We start from the raw sequence: 16673 nt of genomic DNA on the forward strand, positions 1-16673 counted from the left end.
GTGGCCGCCCTGCCCACCACCGCCGAGGTCGTGGTGGTCGGTGGCGGGGTCATGGGCCTGTCGACGGCCCACCACCTCGCGCGGGCGGGCGTGCAGGTCGTCCTCGTCGAGCGCGACCAGTTGGGTGAGGGCTCGACGAGCCGGGCGGCCGGGGGAGTGCGGGCCCTGTTCAGCGACGAGCTCAACACGCGGCTCGGCCTGGCCAGCCTCGAGGTGTTCGAGCGCTTCGCCCACGACTTCGGCCAGCCGATCGACCTGCACCAGAGCGGCTACCTCTTCCTGCTCGACGACGCGGCGGATGCGGAGCGCTTCGCCGACGACGTCGTGTGGCAGAACGCCCTCGGCGTCGACAGCAGGGTCATCGACGTCGCCGAGGCGGTGCGGCTGGCGCCGGTGATCGATCCCGGCGGACTCGTCGGGGCGGTGTTCTCGCCCCGGGACGGGCACTGCACCCCCGAGTCGGTCGTGCTGGGCTACGCGACCGCGGCGCGCCGGGAGGGCGCGTGCCTCGTCACCCATTGCGGCGTGACCGGGATCGAGACCGACGGCGACCGGATCGTGGGCGTGCACACGACGCAGGGCACGATCGCCACGAGCGTCGTGGTGTGCACCGCCGGCGCGTGGTCGGCCGAGGTCGGGCGCTGGGTCGGCGTCGACCTGCCGGTGCGGCCCCTGCGCCGCCAGATCGTGGTGACCGATCCGGTCGACGTGCCGCCCGACCTGCCCTTCACGATCGACTTCGGCACGTCGTTCTACTTCCACCGCGAGGGGTCGGGCCTGCTCATGGGCGCCACCGAGGCGACCGACTCGTGGGGCTTCGACCTGTCGCGGGACCCGGCCTTCCTCGAGGTGCTGGCGGAGCGGATCGAGTACCGGGCGCCGGCCCTGGGCGACGTCGGGATCGCGTCGGGCTGGGCCGGTCTCTACGAGGTCACCCCCGACCACAACGCGCTGATCGGCGAGGCGGCGGGGATGTCGCGGTTCCTCTACGCGACCGGATTCAGCGGCCACGGGTTCCTGCAGGGTCCGGCCGTGGGTGAGGTGATGGCCGCCCTGGTCCAGGGGCATGCGCCCCGGTTCGACGTCGCCGAGCTGTCGGTCGAGCGCTTCGCGGCCGGCTCGCGGCGCGAGGCGAACATCGTCTGATCTCGATACGCCGCGTGCTCGCTGCGCTCGCCGCCGCTACTCGATCACCGGCTCGGTGGTCGAGTAGCTCCGCGAGGCACGAGCGGGCGTATCGAGACCACCATGCCCTTCAGCCGCCGAACAGTGCCTCCGTCGCACGGGAGTCGGCATACTCCTCGAACCGCGCGATCCGACCGTCCTGCACGGTCACGACCAAGCATGACGGGATCCGTACAGGCGCGCCGGTCGCCGAGGTCCCCACGGTCGTCGACTGCAGCACCCAGCCGCCGTCGAACACCTTGACCCGGACGTCCTCGACCCGAAGGTCCGCGCCGCCGTCGACCTGTCGGGTCCGCGAGGGCGTGCGCTGGATCTCGACCTCACGCTCGCCGATGTTGTGCCAGGTCGACACGGGGTCGGCGTACAGGTCGTCGTCCGCGCGACGGCCGGCCAGGAATGCGGGCAGCCAGCGCCGCACGACGGCCAGGGTCGCCTCGATCCCGGGTGTGCTGGGGGTCTCGATCACCGGCTCGGTCACGTCGTGATGCTATCGGCGCGCCGGGCTCAGGTGATCAGGCCGCTGAGGAGTCGGACCATGACCTCGCTGTACTCGTCGCGAGCCTGCTGCCGATCCTCCGGCTCGCTGGCGGCGATGTTCATCGCGCAGCCGCTCAGCGCCGTGAAGGTGATCGACGAGAGTCGTTCGACGGGCAGTGACGTGATGCGTCCGGAGGCCATGAGCGACGTGAGGATCTGCTCGATCAGGCCCGCGGAGTACTGCTCCTCGCAGGCCTTCCACTGCTCCCAGCCCAGGGCGATCGGGCCCTGGCGCAGGACGAGTTCGGCGTACTCGGGGTCGAGGCCGTGGTCGAGGTAGGCGTTCATGGCCGCGAAGGCGCCGTCGACGGGGTCCTCGTGGGCGAGGTAGGCGTCGGTGATCGAGTCGAGCCGCTCGGTCTCGGTGCGCTCGAGAACGGCCAGGAACAGGTCCTGCTTGTCCTTGAAGTGGTGGTAGACCGCACCTCGCGTGACCTGCGCCGCCGACGCGACCTCGGCGAGGGCGGTCTTGGCGAAGCCACGCTCCACGAAGAGCGCCGCGGCGGTGGTGAGCAACGCCTCACGCGTCTCCTCCGAATATTGCTGGCGCCGGCTCCGCGTGAGTGACATACTCGAAGCATAAGACATACACTGTGTATGTGACCGACGGAACGAAGGTCACCATCACGGCGTCAACGAACTTCGAGGAATCGCACGAGAGGACATACCGATGACGACCTCGACCATGAACACCACCGCCTGGGAGCGGACCACCCGGAACCAGCGCGCGCTGCACGCGCTCGCCGATGCCATCGCCCACGATCCCGCTGTGCTGCCGGACGCCGTGCGCCGCGCGCAGGAGGAGAGCTTCGACTCGCTCGACGACCTGCTGGAGCAGGCCCACGCGCAGTGGGCCCGCAACGTCGATGCCCGGCTCGACGTCCTGCTCGAGGACGGCGCCTACGGCGACCAGGTCGCCTTCGACGAGATCTGGGCGCAGGCGGGACGGGCGCTCGACGGCATCGCCCGCGTGCTCGACCACCACGGCGACCACCCGGTCGTCGCGCGCGCACACGCCGCGCACGCGCGCCGGGTCCGCGTCACGCTGGCGGTCGAGTTGCCGTCCACGTTCGCCCAACCGCGGATCGAGGATCGCCGGCGGACCGGTTGGGGCAGCCGCGCCCGGGCCCTGCTGGCCTGCACCAAGGTCGCCTGAGCGACCGACCCGCTCAACCCATCGTGCGCTGGCCGTCGATCGTCTCGCGGATGATGTCCGCGTGACCGGCGTGCTGGGCGGTCTCGGCGATGACGTGCAGCAGCACGCGGCGCACGGTCCATGAGCCGTCGGTGAACCACGGGGCGTCGGGCAGCCGGTGCGCGAGGTCGAGATCGGCCTCGAGGACGAACGCATCGGTCCGCCCGGCGACCTGCGCATAGCGGTCGAGCAGCCTCGCGAGGGTGTCGTCGTCGCCGAGCAGGAAGCGCGGATCCCCTTGCGACCAGTTGGGTACCGGGAAGTCGCCGGTGCTCGCGAACGTCAGCCACTGCTCCTCGGTGTCGGCGACGTGCTTGATGAGGGAGGCGACCGAGAGGGCGCTGGCGGTCGGGGTGCTGCGGGCCGCCTCCTCGGAAAGGTCGCGGGCGGTGAATCGCAGGAAGTCGCGGTGCCGGTCCAGGCTCGCGACCAGGTCGGCGCGCTCGATGTCGGTCATGGTGTGATTCTGGGCCCACCCGCCGACGATTTCGAGCCCCCTCAGTCCGTGACGTCGGCGACGGTCGCGGCCAGGACGCGGATCACGTCGTCGGCCTCCACGGTGGCCGCGACCCCGTGGGCGCCGGCGCCGAGCGAGATCGAGCCGGTCATCCGCGCGTCGGCGATGACGGGCCACGCCTGGGTCGAGCCGAACGGGGTGATCGTGCCGCGCTCGTAGCCCGTGGCCGCGAGGGCCACGTCGGCCGGGGGCAACGAGAGGCGCGAGACGCCGAGGTGGGCGCGCAGCTTCGGCCAGCTGATCTGGCGATCGCCGGGGACGAGGACGAACACGAAGTCGTCGTCGGCGCGGCGGACGACGAGGGTCTTGACGATCCGGTCGGGACTGACGCCACGCGCCTCGGCGGCCTCCTCGAGCGAGCGCACCGGCCCGTGGCGCGTGATCGTGTGGTCGATGCCGGCGGCGGCGAGCGCCGCGACGGCCCGCTCCTCGCTCACGAACGTCCTTGACGCATGAGGCCGCCGCGGGCACGGAACGAGAGGGTCGCCCGCAGGCAGAGGGCGGAGAAGGCCGAGCCGACGCTGGCGAACGAGCCGACGCTGAACACGGACAGGGCAGACCCGATCGAGCCCACCGAGAGGACGCTGCCGACCGATCCGACGGACAGCACCGACCGGGTGCTGCGGATCGAGAGGAACGAGTCCTGCGACGCGATCGACCACTTCGAAGCCATGGCGTCAGCCTGACACGATCAGAAGACCTGGCGCAGGTTCGCGCGGGCGAGGTCGATGATCTCGTCGCCGCGCCCCGACATCACGGTGCGCAGCGCGTAGAGGGAGAAGCCCTTCACCTGTGCGGCGGTCACCGCCGGCGGGACCGTGAGCTCCTGGCGCTCGGTGATGACGTTCACGAGCGCGGGGCCGTCGTGGGCGAACGCCTCCGCGAGGGTCGACGCGAGCTGGTCCGACCGGTCGACGCGGAAGCCGCGGATGCCGATCGCCTCGGCCACGGCCGCGAAGTCGGGATTCTGCAGACCCGTGCCCCAGTTCACGAACCCGGCGGCCTTCATCTCCAGCTCGACGAAGTTGAGCGAGCCGTTGTCGAACACGACGATCTTCACGGGCAGCCGGTTCTGCACGAGCGTGATGAGCTCGCCGAGCATCATCGACAGTCCGCCGTCGCCGGCGAGCGCCACGACCTGCCTTCCCGGCTGGGCGGCCTGGGCGCCGATCGCCTGCGAGACGGCGTTCGCCATCGACCCGTGACTGAACGATCCGATCAGCCGGCGCCGTCCGTTCATCCGCAGGTAGCGGGCCGCCCACATGACGGGGGAGCCGACGTCCGGCAGGAAGATCGCGTCGTCGCTCGCGGCGACGTCGATCGCCGTCGCGACGAACTGGGGGTGCTGGCCCCGGCCGGCCTTGACCGGCTCGGCGAGCTCGTCGAGCTTCTCGCGCGTCGTGGCGTAGTGGTCGCGCGCGTCGTCGAGGTGCGAGCGCTCCGCCTTCCTGCGCAGCAGGGGCAGCAGGGCGGCGGCCGTGTCGGCGACCGTGCCGACGAGGCCGAGGTCGAGGGGGACGCGCCGGCCGAGCTGCTCTCCGCGCACGTCGACCTGCACGACCTTCGCCTTCGGCGGGTAGAAGTCCTGGTACGGGAAGTCGGTGCCGAGCATGAGCAGTGCATCGCACGACTCCATCGCGCGGTACCCCGAGGCGAAGCCGAGCAGTCCGGTCATCCCGACGTCGAACGGGTTGTCCCACTCGACGTGCTCCTTGCCGCGCAGCGCGTGGACCACTGGCGCGCCCAGCCGGTCGGCGAGTGCGACCACCTCGTCATGGGCTCCCGCCGTCCCCGCGCCGGCGAGGATCGTGACGTTGCGGGCGTCGTTGAGCAGCGCGGCCGCCGCGTCCAGCTCCTCGTCGGACGGCACGACCCGTGCCGCCGTCGGGCGCAGCGTCGTGACCGTGTCGTCGGCGGCGTCCATGAGGGCGACGTCGCCCGGGATCACGAGCACCGCCACACCGCGACGCTCGATCGCCGTCTGCATCGCGATCCGCATCATGCGCGGCATCTGCGAGGGGCTCGAGACGTGCTCGACGAAGACGCTGCACTCGCGGAACAGGTCCTGCGGGTGGGTCTCCTGGAAGTAGGTCGAGCCGATCTCGGCGGTCGGGATGTGCGCTGCGATCGCCAGGACCGGGACGCGGGAGCGGGTGGCGTCGTAGAGGCCGTTGATGAGGTGCAGGTTGCCCGGACCGCAGCTGCCGGCGCACACCGCGAGCCGGCCCGTGGTCGCCGCCTCCGCGCCGGCCGCGAACGCCGCCGCCTCCTCGTGCCGGACGTGGACCCAGTCGATCCCGGAGGTGCGCAGCGCGTCGGTGAACGCGTTCAGCGAGTCGCCCGGGAGCCCGTACACGCGCTCGACGCCGTTCGCCGCCAGCGTGTCGACGATGTTCTTCGCGATGGTGGCCATGCGTCGACGCTAGTGCGCCGAGCGGTCGCCCACACCCCGTGCGGCGGTCGCCGCGGTCGACCGGGTCAGTCGGCCTTGCGCGACGACAGCCACTGGACCATCGACACGTCGTGGTGGTCGAAGAACTGGGAGCCGCCCTCCTCGAGGGTCTCGATCCGGGTCACCTCGTCCGCCGTCAGCTCGAAGTCGAAGATGCCCAGGTTCTCGTCCATCCGCTCGCGGTGCACCGACTTGGGGATCACGACGATCTCGCGCTGGGTCAGCCAGTGCAGGACGACCTGGCCGACGGTCTTGCCGTGCGCCTCGGCGATGTCGCTGAGGACGGGGTTGGTGAACAGCCCGTTCTTGCCCTCGGCGAAGGGTCCCCACGACTCGTGCTGGACGCCGAGCTCGCGCATGATCTCCTGGTCCTTGACCCGCTGGTGGAACGGGTGCGTCTCGATCTGGTTGACCGCCGGCACCACCTCGTTGTGCTCGATCAGGTCGACGAGGCGGTCGGGCAGGAAGTTCGAGACGCCGATGGCGCGGGCGCGTCCGTCGGCGTTGATCTGCTCCATGTCGCGCCACTCGCCGTAGACGTCGCCGATCGGCTGGTGGATCAGGTACAGGTCGACGTGGTCCAGGCCGAGGTTCTCCAGCGACTGCTCGAACGCCTTCTTCGTCCGGTCCTTGCCGACCGAGTGGATCCACAGCTTGGTCGTGACGAACAGCTCGTTGCGGGCGATGCCACTGGCGGCGATGGCGCGCCCCACGCCCTCCTCGTTGCGATAGGCCGCAGCCGTGTCGAGGTGCCGGTAGCCGGCCTCCAGCGCCTGGCTGACGGCGGCCTCGGTCTCCTCGGGCGGGATCTGGTAGACGCCGAAGCCGATGATCGGCATCGCGACGCCGTTGTTCAGGGTCACGGTGGGCTGGGTGGTCATGGCTGCTCCCGGGGGATCGAGGACGGGCGGACGGAGAGACCCGCTCCTGCAGTCAATGCGTCGCCGCCGCGGTACGCAAGCGCAGCGCCGGAGCGGTCCACCCGCGCCGTGGCATGATGCGCTGCGTGGTCCCCGCACAGAGCCGCCGCCCGACGATCTACGACGTCGCGGAGCGCGCGGGCGTGTCCAAGTCCCTCGTATCCCTGGTCCTGACCGGATCGACGAGTGTGAGCGAGCAGCGGCGCGAGGCCGTGCTCCGGGCCATCGACGAGTTGGGCTACCTCCCGAACACCGCCGCCGCGAGCCTGGCCGGAACCCGCACCCGGACGGTCGGCCTCGCGATCGAGCACTTCGCGAACCTGTGGTTCGTCGAGCTGCTGCGGGGCGCGCGCGAGGTGCTCGAGCCCGAGGGCTACCAGGTCATCGTCGGCGATCACGCGATGACCGTCTTCGGCGGCAGCGACTCCCTCGACGCCTTCACCTCGATGCGCGTCGACGGCGTCGTGCTCGCGTTCGACCCCGACACCACCCCCACGATCCGGCACGGCATCCCCTGCGTCGTGGCCGGCCAGCGGGTCAACAGCCCCGACGACGTGGAGGTCGTGACCAACGACGACCGTGCCGGCGGGCGTCTGGCCACGGAGCACCTCCTCGGCCTCGGCCACCGGCGCATCGTCCACGTGACCGGTCGCGGCGGCGCCGCCCGAGCACGACGCGAGGGCTACGAGATCTCGATGCGCGACGCGGGCCTGGAGCCCGTGGTCATCGGTGATCGCGAGGAGACCAACGAGCAACCGGCGCGGATCGCGCTGGGGGAGTACCTGCGCACCGATCGCGACCTCACCGCGGTGTTCGCGGCCAACGACACGATGGCCCTGGGCTGCATGGGTGCCCTGCGTGCCGTCGGCCTGTCGGTGCCCGAGGACGTCTCGGTGATCGGCTACGACGACTCGCCGATCGCCGAGGCCTCCTACCTCGCCCTCACGACGGTCGACTCGCGCAGCTTCGACGTCGGTCGCGACGCCGCGCGGGTGCTGCTGGCGCGGATGTCCGGCGCCGACCGGGAGCCGCACTCGCTCGTCCTCGATCCGCAGCTCGTGCTGAGGTCGTCGACGGCACCGCCCCGCACTTCGGGCGTCTGAACACCGTCTTCGCCGCGCATCCGAGGAAATATCCACCGAGCCCTTGACGTGACCCCCGTCACCTACGTACATTTTGGAGCGCTCCAAAGTTTGCCTCATGTCCTGACAAAAGAGTTCAGGAAACCCGAGCGGCGGACTTGCGACAGAGACGAGAAGACAATGAAGAAGCTCCCGCTGATCGGTCTGGTGGTCGCCGGCTCGTTCGCCCTCGCGGCCTGCTCCGGCACCGGCAAGTCCGACACGCCCGACGCGAAGGACCTCGACCTGAAGTACGCGGTCATCACCCACGCGCCGTCCGGTGACGCGTTCTGGGACCGCGTGAAGACCGGCGCCGAGAAGGCCGGCGACGACTACGGCGTGGAGGTCGACTACTCGGGGTCCGACGATCCGTCCGAGCAGTCGAAGCTCATCGACAGCGCCGTGGCCGACGACGTCGACGGGATCGTCGTCTCGATGGCCAACCCCGACGGCGTGAAGGACTCCGTGACGAAGGCGGTCGCCGCCGGCGTCCCGGTCGTCACGATCAACGCCGGCCAGGAGCAGTCGCAGGAGTTCGGCGCCATCACCCACATCGGCCAGTCCGAGACGATCGCCGGCGCGGCCGTCGGCGAGCAGATGAAGACCGAGGGCTTCACGAACGTCATCTGCGTCATCCAGGCCGCCGGCGCGGTCAACCTCGAGCAGCGCTGCGCCTCCGCGGCGGACGCGCTCGGCGCGAAGATGGAGAACATCCAGGTCGACGGGACCGACGACAACCAGGTCACCGCGACCATCACGTCGAAGCTCCAGGCCGAGCCCGACATCGACGGGATCCTGACGCTCGGCGGCCAACAGGCGATCGACGGCGTCGCCGCGGTCGAGGAGTCGGGCAGCAAGGCCCGCGTCGCGACGTTCGACCTCTCCGAGGACGTCCTCAACGACATCAAGAGCGGGAAGATCGAGTTCGCGGTCGACCAGCAGCCGTTCGTCCAGGGCTTTCTGGGCGTCACGACCCTCTACCTCAAGAGCATCAACGGCAATGACGTCGGCGGCGGTCAGCCGATCAACTCCGGGCCCGCCTTCGTGACGAAGGACAACGCCGACGCGATCTTGAAGTTCGCGAAGAACGGCACCCGCTGAGACCGGTGCGTGCGGGCCCTCCCTCCGTGCGGCCCGCACGCACCTCCTCGTTCCATCGACCCCACCCTCCGGAGTAGTGCCGTGACCGTCCAGCACCGCTCGAGTGTCGTCTACGACCCGTTCAGCGTCGCGTTCCAGGAGGACCCGGTCCCGGTCTACGAGCGCCTGCGTGAGGAGGCTCCGCTCTACCGCAGCGAGAAGTGGGGGTTCTGGGCGCTGTCGCGCTACGACGACGTCCGCGCCGGCGTCCTGGACCACGAGCTCTACAAGAACCACCCCGGCATCGACCTCGACGCGACCAACGACCAGGGCGGCGAGGGCAACATCCCGAACCTGGACAACCCCCGCCACGACGAGATCCGCAACGTCGTCCAGCGCCTGTTCATGCCGCGCAGCATCGCCAGGCTCGAGGACGACGTCCGCCGGATCACCCGACGGATGGTCGACTCGTTCGCCGACCGCGGCGAGGTCGACATCGCCCAGGCGCTCTCGTGGCCGCTGCCGTACGAGGTGTTCTTCGACTTCCTCGGCCTGCCTGAGGGGCAGGAGCGGGAGCAGCTCGTGCGGTGGTCGCACGGCCTGAAGGACCGCATCCCCGACGACGACCAGCTGACGCCGTACGCCCGCGAGTGCACGGACCACTCGCGCCAGTACCTCGCCGACCTGCTCATGGAGCGCCGCCGCCACCCGAAGGACGACCTGCTCACCCACGTGGCGCGGGCCGACATCAACGGCATCCCGCTCGCCCACCACGAGATCGAGGCGGCGTCCGAGGTCGTGGGCCTGGTGTTCGGGCTCTACCTGGCCGGGATCGAGACCACGGCGGGCCTGCTGTCGACCCTGTTCCAGGAGCTCGCGAAGCAGCCCGCGCAGCAGCGCGCCCTGCGCGACGATCCGAGCCTCATCCGCAACGCGGTCGAGGAGGGCCTGCGGTTCCGCACCCCGCTGCAGGTCACGACGCGGACCCTCCAGCGCGACACCGAGTACTACGGCATCACGATCCCGAAGGGCGATCGCGTCGCGATGGTCATCGGCGCCGCGAACCACGACCCGCGCCAGTTCGAGCGGGCGGGCGAGTTCGACGCGCTGCGTCCGAACGTCCGCCACCTCGGCTTCGGCGAGGGACTGCACGGCTGCCTGGGCAATCCGCTGGCCCGGCTCGAGGCCCGCGTCGCGCTCGAGGAGGTGCTGCCGCGGCTGGGTGAGTTCCGCATCGCCGGACGCGAGGAGCGGTACCCCAGCACGCCGAACATGGCCGTCCTGCAGCACCTCGACCTCGCCTTCGCGCCCGGCGCCGCGGCGCCGCCCGCCCCGATCGCCACCGAGGTCAAGCCCGCCCACACGACCCTGCCGCTCGTGGTCGAGGAGCGCGTCGAGGTCTCCGAGGGCGTCGTCGCCCTGACCCTCACGTCCCGCGACGGTGCCGACCTGCCCGCGTGGACCCCGGGGGCCCATGTCGACCTCGTCCTCGACGACGAGCTCGTCCGCCAGTACTCGCTGAGCGGCGATCCCGCCGACCGCTCGGCCTACCGCGTGGGCGTCCTGCGCGAGCCGGCCGGTCGCGGTGGCTCCGAGCGGGTCCACGAGACGCTGAATCCGGGGGCGCGCATCGAGGTGCGCGGCCCGCGCAACCACTTCGCACTCGAGGCCTCGCCGCGCTACCTCTTCATCGCCGGGGGCATCGGCATCACGCCGATCCTGCCGATGATCCGGGCGGCCGAGGCGGCCGGTGCCGCATGGACGCTGACATACGGCGGGCGGACCCGGTCGTCCATGGCCTTCCTCGACGAGCTCGAGGGGCACGGTGACCGGGTGACGGTGTGGCCGCAGGACGAGCGGGGCTTCATCGACCTCGACGGGCTGCTGGGCACCCCGCTGGACGACACCCTGATCTACGTCTGCGGTCCGACGCCGCTGCTCGACGCCGTCGAGGAGCGCAGCATCGCGTGGCCGAAGGGCGCCCTGCACCTGGAGCGGTTCGCGCCGAAGGACCTGTCGGCACCCGTGCTCGACGAGCCGTTCGAGGTCGAGCTGGTGCGCACCGGGAAGCTGCTGACGGTGCCGACGGACCGCAGCGTGGTCGACGTCCTCGACGAGGCCGGCGTGACGGTGCTGACGTCGTGCGGCGAGGGCACGTGCGGAACCTGCGAGACCACGGTCCTCGACGGCATCCCGGACCATCGCGACTCCGTGCTGACCGACGACGAGCAGGCGCGGAACGACTGCATGATGGTCTGCGTCTCGCGCTCGTGCACCGCACGTCTGGTCCTGGACCTGTGACGTCCCTGCTCGGTCGCGCCGTCGTCGAGCTGTTCGCGTCGGACGGCCCGGCGTGGATGCACTCCGGTGTCGCGGTGTCCGCGTCCGGCGAGGTGGTGGTCGCCGCACCCGAGGGCGACGCGCTGCTGGTCCTCGGTGCATCCGGACCGCGCCGAGTACCGACGCCCACGACCGAGCTGCACGGCATCACGCGTGACGTCGTGGACGGGACCGAGGTGTTCTGGGTCGCCGACAACGGCCACAAGTACGTGCCCGCCACCCCCGTCTACGCCGACCACCGCGTCGACGCCCGGCTCCTGGCGATCGACCTCGACGGGAAGGTCCATCGGGAGCTGACGTCGCCGGCGGGGTCGTGGAGTCCGACCGCCGTCGCCGTGCATGACGACGTGGTCTGGGTGGCGGACGGGTACGGGCAGTCACTGCTCCATGCCTTCGACCGCTCCGGCGTGGGCGTGCTGACGGTCGACGGAGCCGACTCCGGTCGCCCGTTCGACTGTCCGCACGGCCTCGTCGTCGACTCCCGCGGAGACGTTCCCGTGATCGTGGTGGCGGACCGCGCGAACCGGCGGCTCGTCGAGCTCGACCTCGACGGGACGTGGCGACGCACGTTCGGCGAGGGGACCGTGTTCAGCCCGTCCGGCCTCGCGATCGACGGCGACCTGCTGCTCGTGACCGAGCTGTGGGGGGACCTCGTCGTCCTCGGTCCCGACGGCGCGCTCGTCGACCGGGTCGGAGCGCAGCCCGCCGAGCCGACGCGGCCCGGCTGGCCCAACGCGATGGAGGACGGCGTCATGGTCCGACCGGCCGTCATGGCCGGCACGCTGAACAGCCCGCACGGCATCGCCGTCGACTCCGACGGCTCGTGGCTGCTGACCGAGTGGCTCATCGGCGGCCGCGTCACCCGGTTCCAGGGGGAGGACGGCCGATGAACCTGCAGCTCAGTTGCCCGTGCGGCGTGCACGTCGAGGCGCCCGAGGCGCAGTTCGTCGAGCGCGTCCAGGAGCACCTCGCCGACGCCCACCCCGGCCGCACCTACACGCAGGAGCAGATCCTCTTCCTCGCCACGCCGGCCTGACCTGCCGCCGTCGTCTCGACTCCGGGGCGGCGCAGGGTCGTCGTAGCCTGAGGTGGTGGAGTCAGCGGACGGCGCGCCACGGGTGCTCGTGATCGGGCTCGATCCCTTTCGGGTGCCCGGTTCGTGGGACCCCGCGCCGGTGGCCGCAGGGATCGAACTGGGAAGGGCGCGTTTCGCGCAGCATGGCGTCGGCGCCGAGTTCTGCCTGGTCGGCCTCGACGGCAGCGACGACGTGGAAGCGGTCATCGCCGCGGCGCTCGGTTCGCGCGCGTGGGAGTGCGTCGTCGTCGGCGGAGGGGTGCGCCATGACGGCCTGTTGTTCGAGCGGACGGTCAACCTGGTCCGCGAGCTCGCGCCGGGTGCCGCCATCGCGTTCAACGCCTCGCCGTCGGACACCTACGACGCCGCGGCGAGGTGGATCGCCGACTGACGCACGGCACTGGTGCCATCGCGGTGACCTGTCGCGAGCGACGGTCAGGCCTCGGCGCCTCCCAGCAGGTCGCCGATCAGCGCCGCGACGCGGCCCTTGATGTCGTCGCGAATGTCCCGGACGGTGGCGAGGTCCTGGCCGGCGGGATCGGCCAGCTCCCAGTCCAGGTAGGTCGTGCCGGGGTAGTAGGCGCACTCGTCCCCACAGCCCATCGTCACGACGACGTCGGCAGCCTGCATGAGGTCCGGCGACGCGTACTGGGGACGGTTGCCGGTGATGTCGATGCCTTCCTCGGCCATCGCCTCGACAGCGACCGGGTTGATCTGCGTGCCGGGGTTGGAGCCGGCGGAGCGGACGTCGATCGCATCACCGGCGAGGGCGCGCAGGTAGCCGGCGGCCATCTGGGACCGACCGGCGTTGTGGACGCACATGAACAGCACGCTCGGTCGAGGGGTGCTGTCGGTGGATGTGGTCATCGGGAGACTCCTTTGTTGGCGGGCCAGAGGACACGGATGAGCGCCAGGGCCAGCGCGGCGCCGGCCACCTGGGCGACGAGGAAGGCCGGTACCGAGGCCGGCGCGATCCCGGCGAAGGTGTCCGACAGCGTGCGGGCCACCGTGAGGGCGGGATTGGCGAAACTGGTCGAGGAGGTGAACCAGTAGGCCGCGGCGATGTAGCCGCCGACCGCGAACGCGACCGTGTGCGCGCGGCCGGAGCGGAGGGTCCCGAAGATCACGAGCAGCAGCCCGGCGGTGGCGATGAGCTCAGCGAGCCACACCCCGCCTCCGTCGCGGGCGCGGGCGGACACGCTCACGGCGTCGAGGTCGAACATCAGGTTCGCGAGCACCGCCCCGACGATCGCGCCGAGGACCTGGGCCGGGACCAGGACGCTGACGTGTCGCCACGGCAGGTGTCCGAGCACGGCCTCCAGCGCGGTCACGACCGGGTTGAACGCGGCCGAGATCGACCCGAACGCCAGGATCAGGGCGACGAGGACGGCGCCGGTGGCGATGCTGTTCTGCAGGAGTTGCAGGCCCGTGTCCGCGGGGGAGAGCCGGGCCGCCGCGATGCCCGATCCGATCACCGCCATGGCCAGGAACCCGGTCCCCACGGCCTCGGCGACCGCCTTCTGCGTCAGGCCGGGAGCCCGGGAGTCGGTCTCCGGGCCCGCAGTCACGCGGCGCCGCCGAGCAGGTTGACCAGTTCGCCCAGCGCGCTGGCGCGAACCCGGTAGTAGACCCACGTGCCGCGCTTCTCCCGGTCGAGCAGTCCGGACTCGTGGAGCACCTTGAGGTGGTGGCTGATCGTGGGCTGGGAGAGGTCGAAGGCGTCGTTGAGGTCGCACACGCACGCCTCGCCGTCGGCGTGCGCGGCGACGAGGGACAGCAACCGCAGCCGGACCGGATCGGCCAACGCCTTGAGCAGCGGCGCCACGCCCTCGGCCTGCTCGGTCGTCAACGGCTGCTTGGTCAGCGGTGAGCAGCAGGCCGCCGCGTCGACGGCGGTGGGCTCGAGGAGCGGCAAGGACTTCGACATGAATCAATATTGACATCAGTCGATGTAAGGCGCAAGGTAAACATCGACAGACATCAATATCGTGCCGAGGAGGCATTCCCATGTCGCGCATCCAACTCGCCCTGAACGTCGACGACCTCGAGGAGTCGATCGGGTTCTACACCCGGCTCTTCGCCACGGAACCGGCGAAGGTCCGTCCCGGCTACGCGAACTTCGCCGTCGCCGAGCCACCCCTGAAGCTGGTCCTGATCGAGAACCCCGGCCACGGCGGCTCGATCAACCACCTCGGGGTCGAGGTCGCCGACACCGACGCCGTCGACGCCGAGCAGACCCGGCTCGCCGAGGCGGGCTCCGCCTCGGTCGACGAGCGGGGTACGACGTGCTGCTACGCGAAGCAGGACAAGTTCTGGGTCGAGAACGCCCCCAACGGCGAGCGGTGGGAGATCTACACGGTCCTGGAGGACAGCCCCGTCGCCGGCGACGCCTGCGAGACGGACGGGTGCGCATGCGAGGTCGACGCGACGGCGTGACCCGGGCCTGATGCGGCCGTTGACCGCACATGTCTGGCCCGTATTCGGTCCCTGCTCGAATCCCGATTCAGGCGGTGGGTGGCTGGGGTGGGGCGGGTTGGCCGGTACGTCCTGGGGTGAGGGGCATCGTGGCCCAGGCAGAGGAGAGTGCGTCGGTGCCCAGGTCGCGGCGGTCGCCGGGGTTGAGTTCCGTCAGGTCGAGGGCATCCCAGTATTCGGCGTGCTGTTCGCAGTCGAGGACGGCGGTGATGTCGCCTCGGACGGGTGCCTTCTTGCGGTGCGCGCTGACTTGCAGGTACCGGTGGCCCGAGTCGGTGGCGCGCCAGGCGAGAACCTTGGGGTGGGCAAGGATCAGAGCCCACGCCAGGAGTTCGGACGGGTTGTCCACGGTCGCCGTGACGTCTCCGACGATGTCGAGCTCGCGGCTGATGCGTATCAGGATGGCCAGTTCGCGCGCGTCCTTGGCTGGGTACATCTCCTGTCCTTTCATGTTCGGACCTACGTGCAAGGCTCGGGCGGGCGCATGTGATCGGTGGGCTGCGGGGCGACATCGGCGGGAGGATCCGGCCGCATGTCGGGTCCTCCCGCCGATCGGGTCGGAGCGGGTCAGCGTGTGCACCGCTCGTCCCGGTTGACCGCTCAGCTGGCGATGAGCCGTGCCAGGGCTCTTCTGAGGGTCGCTCTGGCGACGACCCTCAGCGCGGTCGTGGTGGCACGCGCTTGCCGTGAGTCGCGTTCGCTGGGTAGTGCTGGCATGACCACCTCCTGTCCTGAACCTCCTGATGACCGGATGCGGGCGAGCCGGGTCGCGGCCCGTCTGGTCTCAGGCGTTGATCTCCTTGGCGGAGTCACCTGCGGTGATCTCGACCCTGCGCGGCTTGGCCTTCTCCGCCACGGGGATGCGTAGGGTCAGCACACCGGCGTCGTAGTTCGCGGTGAGCTGGTCGGCGTCGAGGGTCTCGCCCAGGAACAGCTGGCGACTGAACACGCCGTAGCTGCGCTCCTCGACCACCCGTTCCACGTCTCCAACTGGGGGCTTGCGTTCGGCGTGGACAGTGAGCACGTTCTGCTCGATCGTCAGGTCGATGGAGTCGGCCGAGGCGCCCGGCAGGTCGAGGTCGACCACGAAGGAGCCGTTGTCTCGGTACGCCGTCATTGGCATCACGGCCGGACGGGCTCGGGTTCCGAGCATCGCCTCGGTGAGACGGTCGAAGTCACGGAAGGGATCGGTGCGCATCAGCATGAGTTCTTCCTCCTCGCATGTCGCTCTGAAGTTGGGACCTGAGGCCACTGGGACTTCAGATAATCTGCTTTTGCTATTTCAGATTTTCTCTCTCTGTGCGACGATGTCAAGAGGTCACACTCAGGTTTTTTCGAGGGCAAGGCGCGGACGGGAGGCGGGGATGGACAGCAGACGGATCCACGCGTTCGGGGTACTGGGGATCCCCCCGGACAGCGACCCGGATGTGGTGGCGCGCGCCTACCGGGAACGTGCCCGCGCCACGCATCCCGACGTCTCGAACCACCCTGACGCCGCTCAGCGGTTCGCCACGGTCGCTGCGGCATACGAGCTGGTGTCCAAGGATTCTCGAACACGGTCGGTCCCCATACGTGTCCACGCCCCAACCCCCGGCGACGAAGGCCGGGCGCAGGCGTCTGTCCGCGTCGAGGGCGGGGCGGGTGCACCAGTGCGTCTCGGCTGGACGACACCGATGCCGACGATCCCGGGCCGGCGTCGCGGTGGGACCGCCCCGATCGTGGCTGGACCGGGATGGGTCCAACCCCCACGACGTGGCGTCGAGACGGAGGCGTGAG

At 70.5% G+C, this 16673-nt stretch carries 22 protein-coding genes; 10 read left to right on the plus strand and 12 right to left on the minus strand.

Annotated elements, in window-relative coordinates; all coding sequences use genetic code 11:
- Window positions 1-1146, plus strand: coding sequence for an NAD(P)/FAD-dependent oxidoreductase (locus tag ACT26F_RS01705; protein ID WP_471668746.1), 1146 nt, complete (start codon window positions 1-3; stop codon window positions 1144-1146).
- Between the two features lie 109 nt (window positions 1147-1255).
- Here ACT26F_RS01705 and ACT26F_RS01710 read toward each other — a convergent pair whose 3' ends face one another.
- Entirely contained in the window at window positions 1256-1663 is a 408-nt protein-coding gene (locus ACT26F_RS01710; RefSeq protein WP_471668747.1) for a nuclear transport factor 2 family protein, read from the minus strand.
- A gap of 26 nt (window positions 1664-1689) precedes the next feature.
- Window positions 1690-2292 (minus strand): TetR/AcrR family transcriptional regulator, encoded by a 603-nt coding sequence (locus tag ACT26F_RS01715; protein WP_471668748.1) that lies wholly within the window; start codon window positions 2290-2292, stop codon window positions 1690-1692.
- A gap of 100 nt (window positions 2293-2392) precedes the next feature.
- Here ACT26F_RS01715 and ACT26F_RS01720 point away from each other — a divergent pair, with 100 nt between their 5' ends.
- Entirely contained in the window at window positions 2393-2878 is a 486-nt protein-coding gene (locus ACT26F_RS01720; RefSeq protein ID WP_471668749.1) for a hypothetical protein, read from the plus strand.
- A gap of 13 nt (window positions 2879-2891) precedes the next feature.
- Here the strand turns inward: ACT26F_RS01720 and ACT26F_RS01725 are convergent, their stop codons facing one another.
- The 5 genes from ACT26F_RS01725 to ACT26F_RS01745 all read right to left on the minus strand — a co-directional run bounded on the left by ACT26F_RS01725 (window position 2892) and on the right by ACT26F_RS01745 (window position 6767).
- Entirely contained in the window at window positions 2892-3374 is a 483-nt protein-coding gene (locus ACT26F_RS01725) for a DinB family protein (protein ID WP_471668750.1), read from the minus strand.
- Window positions 3375-3415: 41 nt separating this feature from the next.
- Entirely contained in the window at window positions 3416-3871 is a 456-nt protein-coding gene (locus tag ACT26F_RS01730; protein ID WP_471668751.1) for an aminoacyl-tRNA deacylase, read from the minus strand.
- Entirely contained in the window at window positions 3868-4107 is a 240-nt protein-coding gene (locus tag ACT26F_RS01735) for a hypothetical protein (protein ID WP_471668752.1), read from the minus strand. Before ACT26F_RS01735 ends, ACT26F_RS01730 begins: the two co-directional genes overlap by 4 nt.
- Window positions 4108-4125: 18 nt before the next feature.
- Complete coding sequence (poxB, locus tag ACT26F_RS01740) at window positions 4126-5847, minus strand: ubiquinone-dependent pyruvate dehydrogenase (protein ID WP_471668753.1); 1722 nt, start codon at window positions 5845-5847, stop codon at window positions 4126-4128.
- A 65-nt stretch (window positions 5848-5912) separates the two neighbouring features.
- The gene (locus tag ACT26F_RS01745) at window positions 5913-6767 is read right to left on the minus strand and encodes an aldo/keto reductase (protein WP_471668754.1); all 855 of its coding nucleotides are present in this window, start codon (window positions 6765-6767) and stop codon (window positions 5913-5915) included.
- A gap of 125 nt (window positions 6768-6892) precedes the next feature.
- Between ACT26F_RS01745 and ACT26F_RS01750 the strand changes: the two genes are divergently transcribed.
- The 6 genes from ACT26F_RS01750 (at window position 6893) to ACT26F_RS01775 (ending at window position 12813) form a co-directional block, all read left to right on the plus strand.
- Entirely contained in the window at window positions 6893-7909 is a 1017-nt protein-coding gene (locus tag ACT26F_RS01750; protein WP_471668755.1) for a LacI family DNA-binding transcriptional regulator, read from the plus strand.
- Window positions 7910-8068: 159 nt separating this feature from the next.
- The gene (locus tag ACT26F_RS01755) at window positions 8069-9028 is read left to right on the plus strand and encodes a sugar ABC transporter substrate-binding protein (protein ID WP_471668756.1); all 960 of its coding nucleotides are present in this window, start codon (window positions 8069-8071) and stop codon (window positions 9026-9028) included.
- Window positions 9029-9109: 81 nt separating this feature from the next.
- Entirely contained in the window at window positions 9110-11308 is a 2199-nt protein-coding gene (locus ACT26F_RS01760; RefSeq protein WP_471668757.1) for a cytochrome P450, read from the plus strand.
- A complete protein-coding gene (locus tag ACT26F_RS01765; RefSeq protein ID WP_471668758.1) occupies window positions 11305-12237 on the plus strand; it encodes an NHL repeat-containing protein in 933 nt (310 codons plus the stop codon). The genes ACT26F_RS01760 and ACT26F_RS01765 overlap by 4 nt, the downstream gene beginning before the upstream one ends.
- Window positions 12234-12383: a hypothetical protein gene (locus tag ACT26F_RS01770; protein ID WP_471668759.1), complete on the plus strand. Its 150-nt coding sequence runs from the start codon at window positions 12234-12236 to the stop codon at window positions 12381-12383. Before ACT26F_RS01765 ends, ACT26F_RS01770 begins: the two co-directional genes overlap by 4 nt.
- A 55-nt stretch (window positions 12384-12438) precedes the next feature.
- Complete coding sequence (locus tag ACT26F_RS01775) at window positions 12439-12813, plus strand: hypothetical protein (protein WP_471668760.1); 375 nt, start codon at window positions 12439-12441, stop codon at window positions 12811-12813.
- A gap of 44 nt (window positions 12814-12857) precedes the next feature.
- On the opposite strand, the gene ACT26F_RS01780 is transcribed toward ACT26F_RS01775, so the two are convergent.
- From ACT26F_RS01780 to ACT26F_RS01790, 3 genes are read right to left on the minus strand one after another with little or no spacing between them, the layout of a single operon-like run.
- Window positions 12858-13289 carry an arsenate reductase ArsC gene (locus ACT26F_RS01780; RefSeq protein WP_471668761.1) on the minus strand — a complete coding sequence of 144 codons (432 nt, stop codon included), beginning with the start codon at window positions 13287-13289 and terminating at the stop codon, window positions 12858-12860.
- Entirely contained in the window at window positions 13286-13990 is a 705-nt protein-coding gene (locus ACT26F_RS01785) for an aquaporin (RefSeq protein WP_471668762.1), read from the minus strand. Before ACT26F_RS01785 ends, ACT26F_RS01780 begins: the two co-directional genes overlap by 4 nt.
- Window positions 13987-14349: a metalloregulator ArsR/SmtB family transcription factor gene (locus ACT26F_RS01790; RefSeq protein WP_471668763.1), complete on the minus strand. Its 363-nt coding sequence runs from the start codon at window positions 14347-14349 to the stop codon at window positions 13987-13989. Before ACT26F_RS01790 ends, ACT26F_RS01785 begins: the two co-directional genes overlap by 4 nt.
- Window positions 14350-14429: 80 nt before the next feature.
- Between ACT26F_RS01790 and ACT26F_RS01795 the strand changes: the two genes are divergently transcribed.
- The gene (locus ACT26F_RS01795; protein ID WP_471668764.1) at window positions 14430-14858 is read left to right on the plus strand and encodes an ArsI/CadI family heavy metal resistance metalloenzyme; all 429 of its coding nucleotides are present in this window, start codon (window positions 14430-14432) and stop codon (window positions 14856-14858) included.
- Window positions 14859-14925: 67 nt separating this feature from the next.
- On the opposite strand, the gene ACT26F_RS01800 is transcribed toward ACT26F_RS01795, so the two are convergent.
- Together ACT26F_RS01800 and ACT26F_RS01805 are read right to left on the minus strand one after the other, a co-directional pair.
- Window positions 14926-15348, minus strand: a complete 423-nt coding sequence (locus ACT26F_RS01800) for a hypothetical protein (protein WP_471668765.1) — start codon at window positions 15346-15348, stop codon at window positions 14926-14928.
- A 333-nt stretch (window positions 15349-15681) separates the two neighbouring features.
- Window positions 15682-16101 (minus strand): Hsp20/alpha crystallin family protein, encoded by a 420-nt coding sequence (locus tag ACT26F_RS01805; protein WP_471668766.1) that lies wholly within the window; start codon window positions 16099-16101, stop codon window positions 15682-15684.
- Window positions 16102-16261: 160 nt separating this feature from the next.
- Here ACT26F_RS01805 and ACT26F_RS01810 point away from each other — a divergent pair, with 160 nt between their 5' ends.
- Entirely contained in the window at window positions 16262-16672 is a 411-nt protein-coding gene (locus ACT26F_RS01810; protein ID WP_471668767.1) for a DnaJ domain-containing protein, read from the plus strand.
- Window position 16673: the final 1 nt, after the last annotated feature.

The organism is Aeromicrobium sp. SP1 (assembly GCF_055663785.1).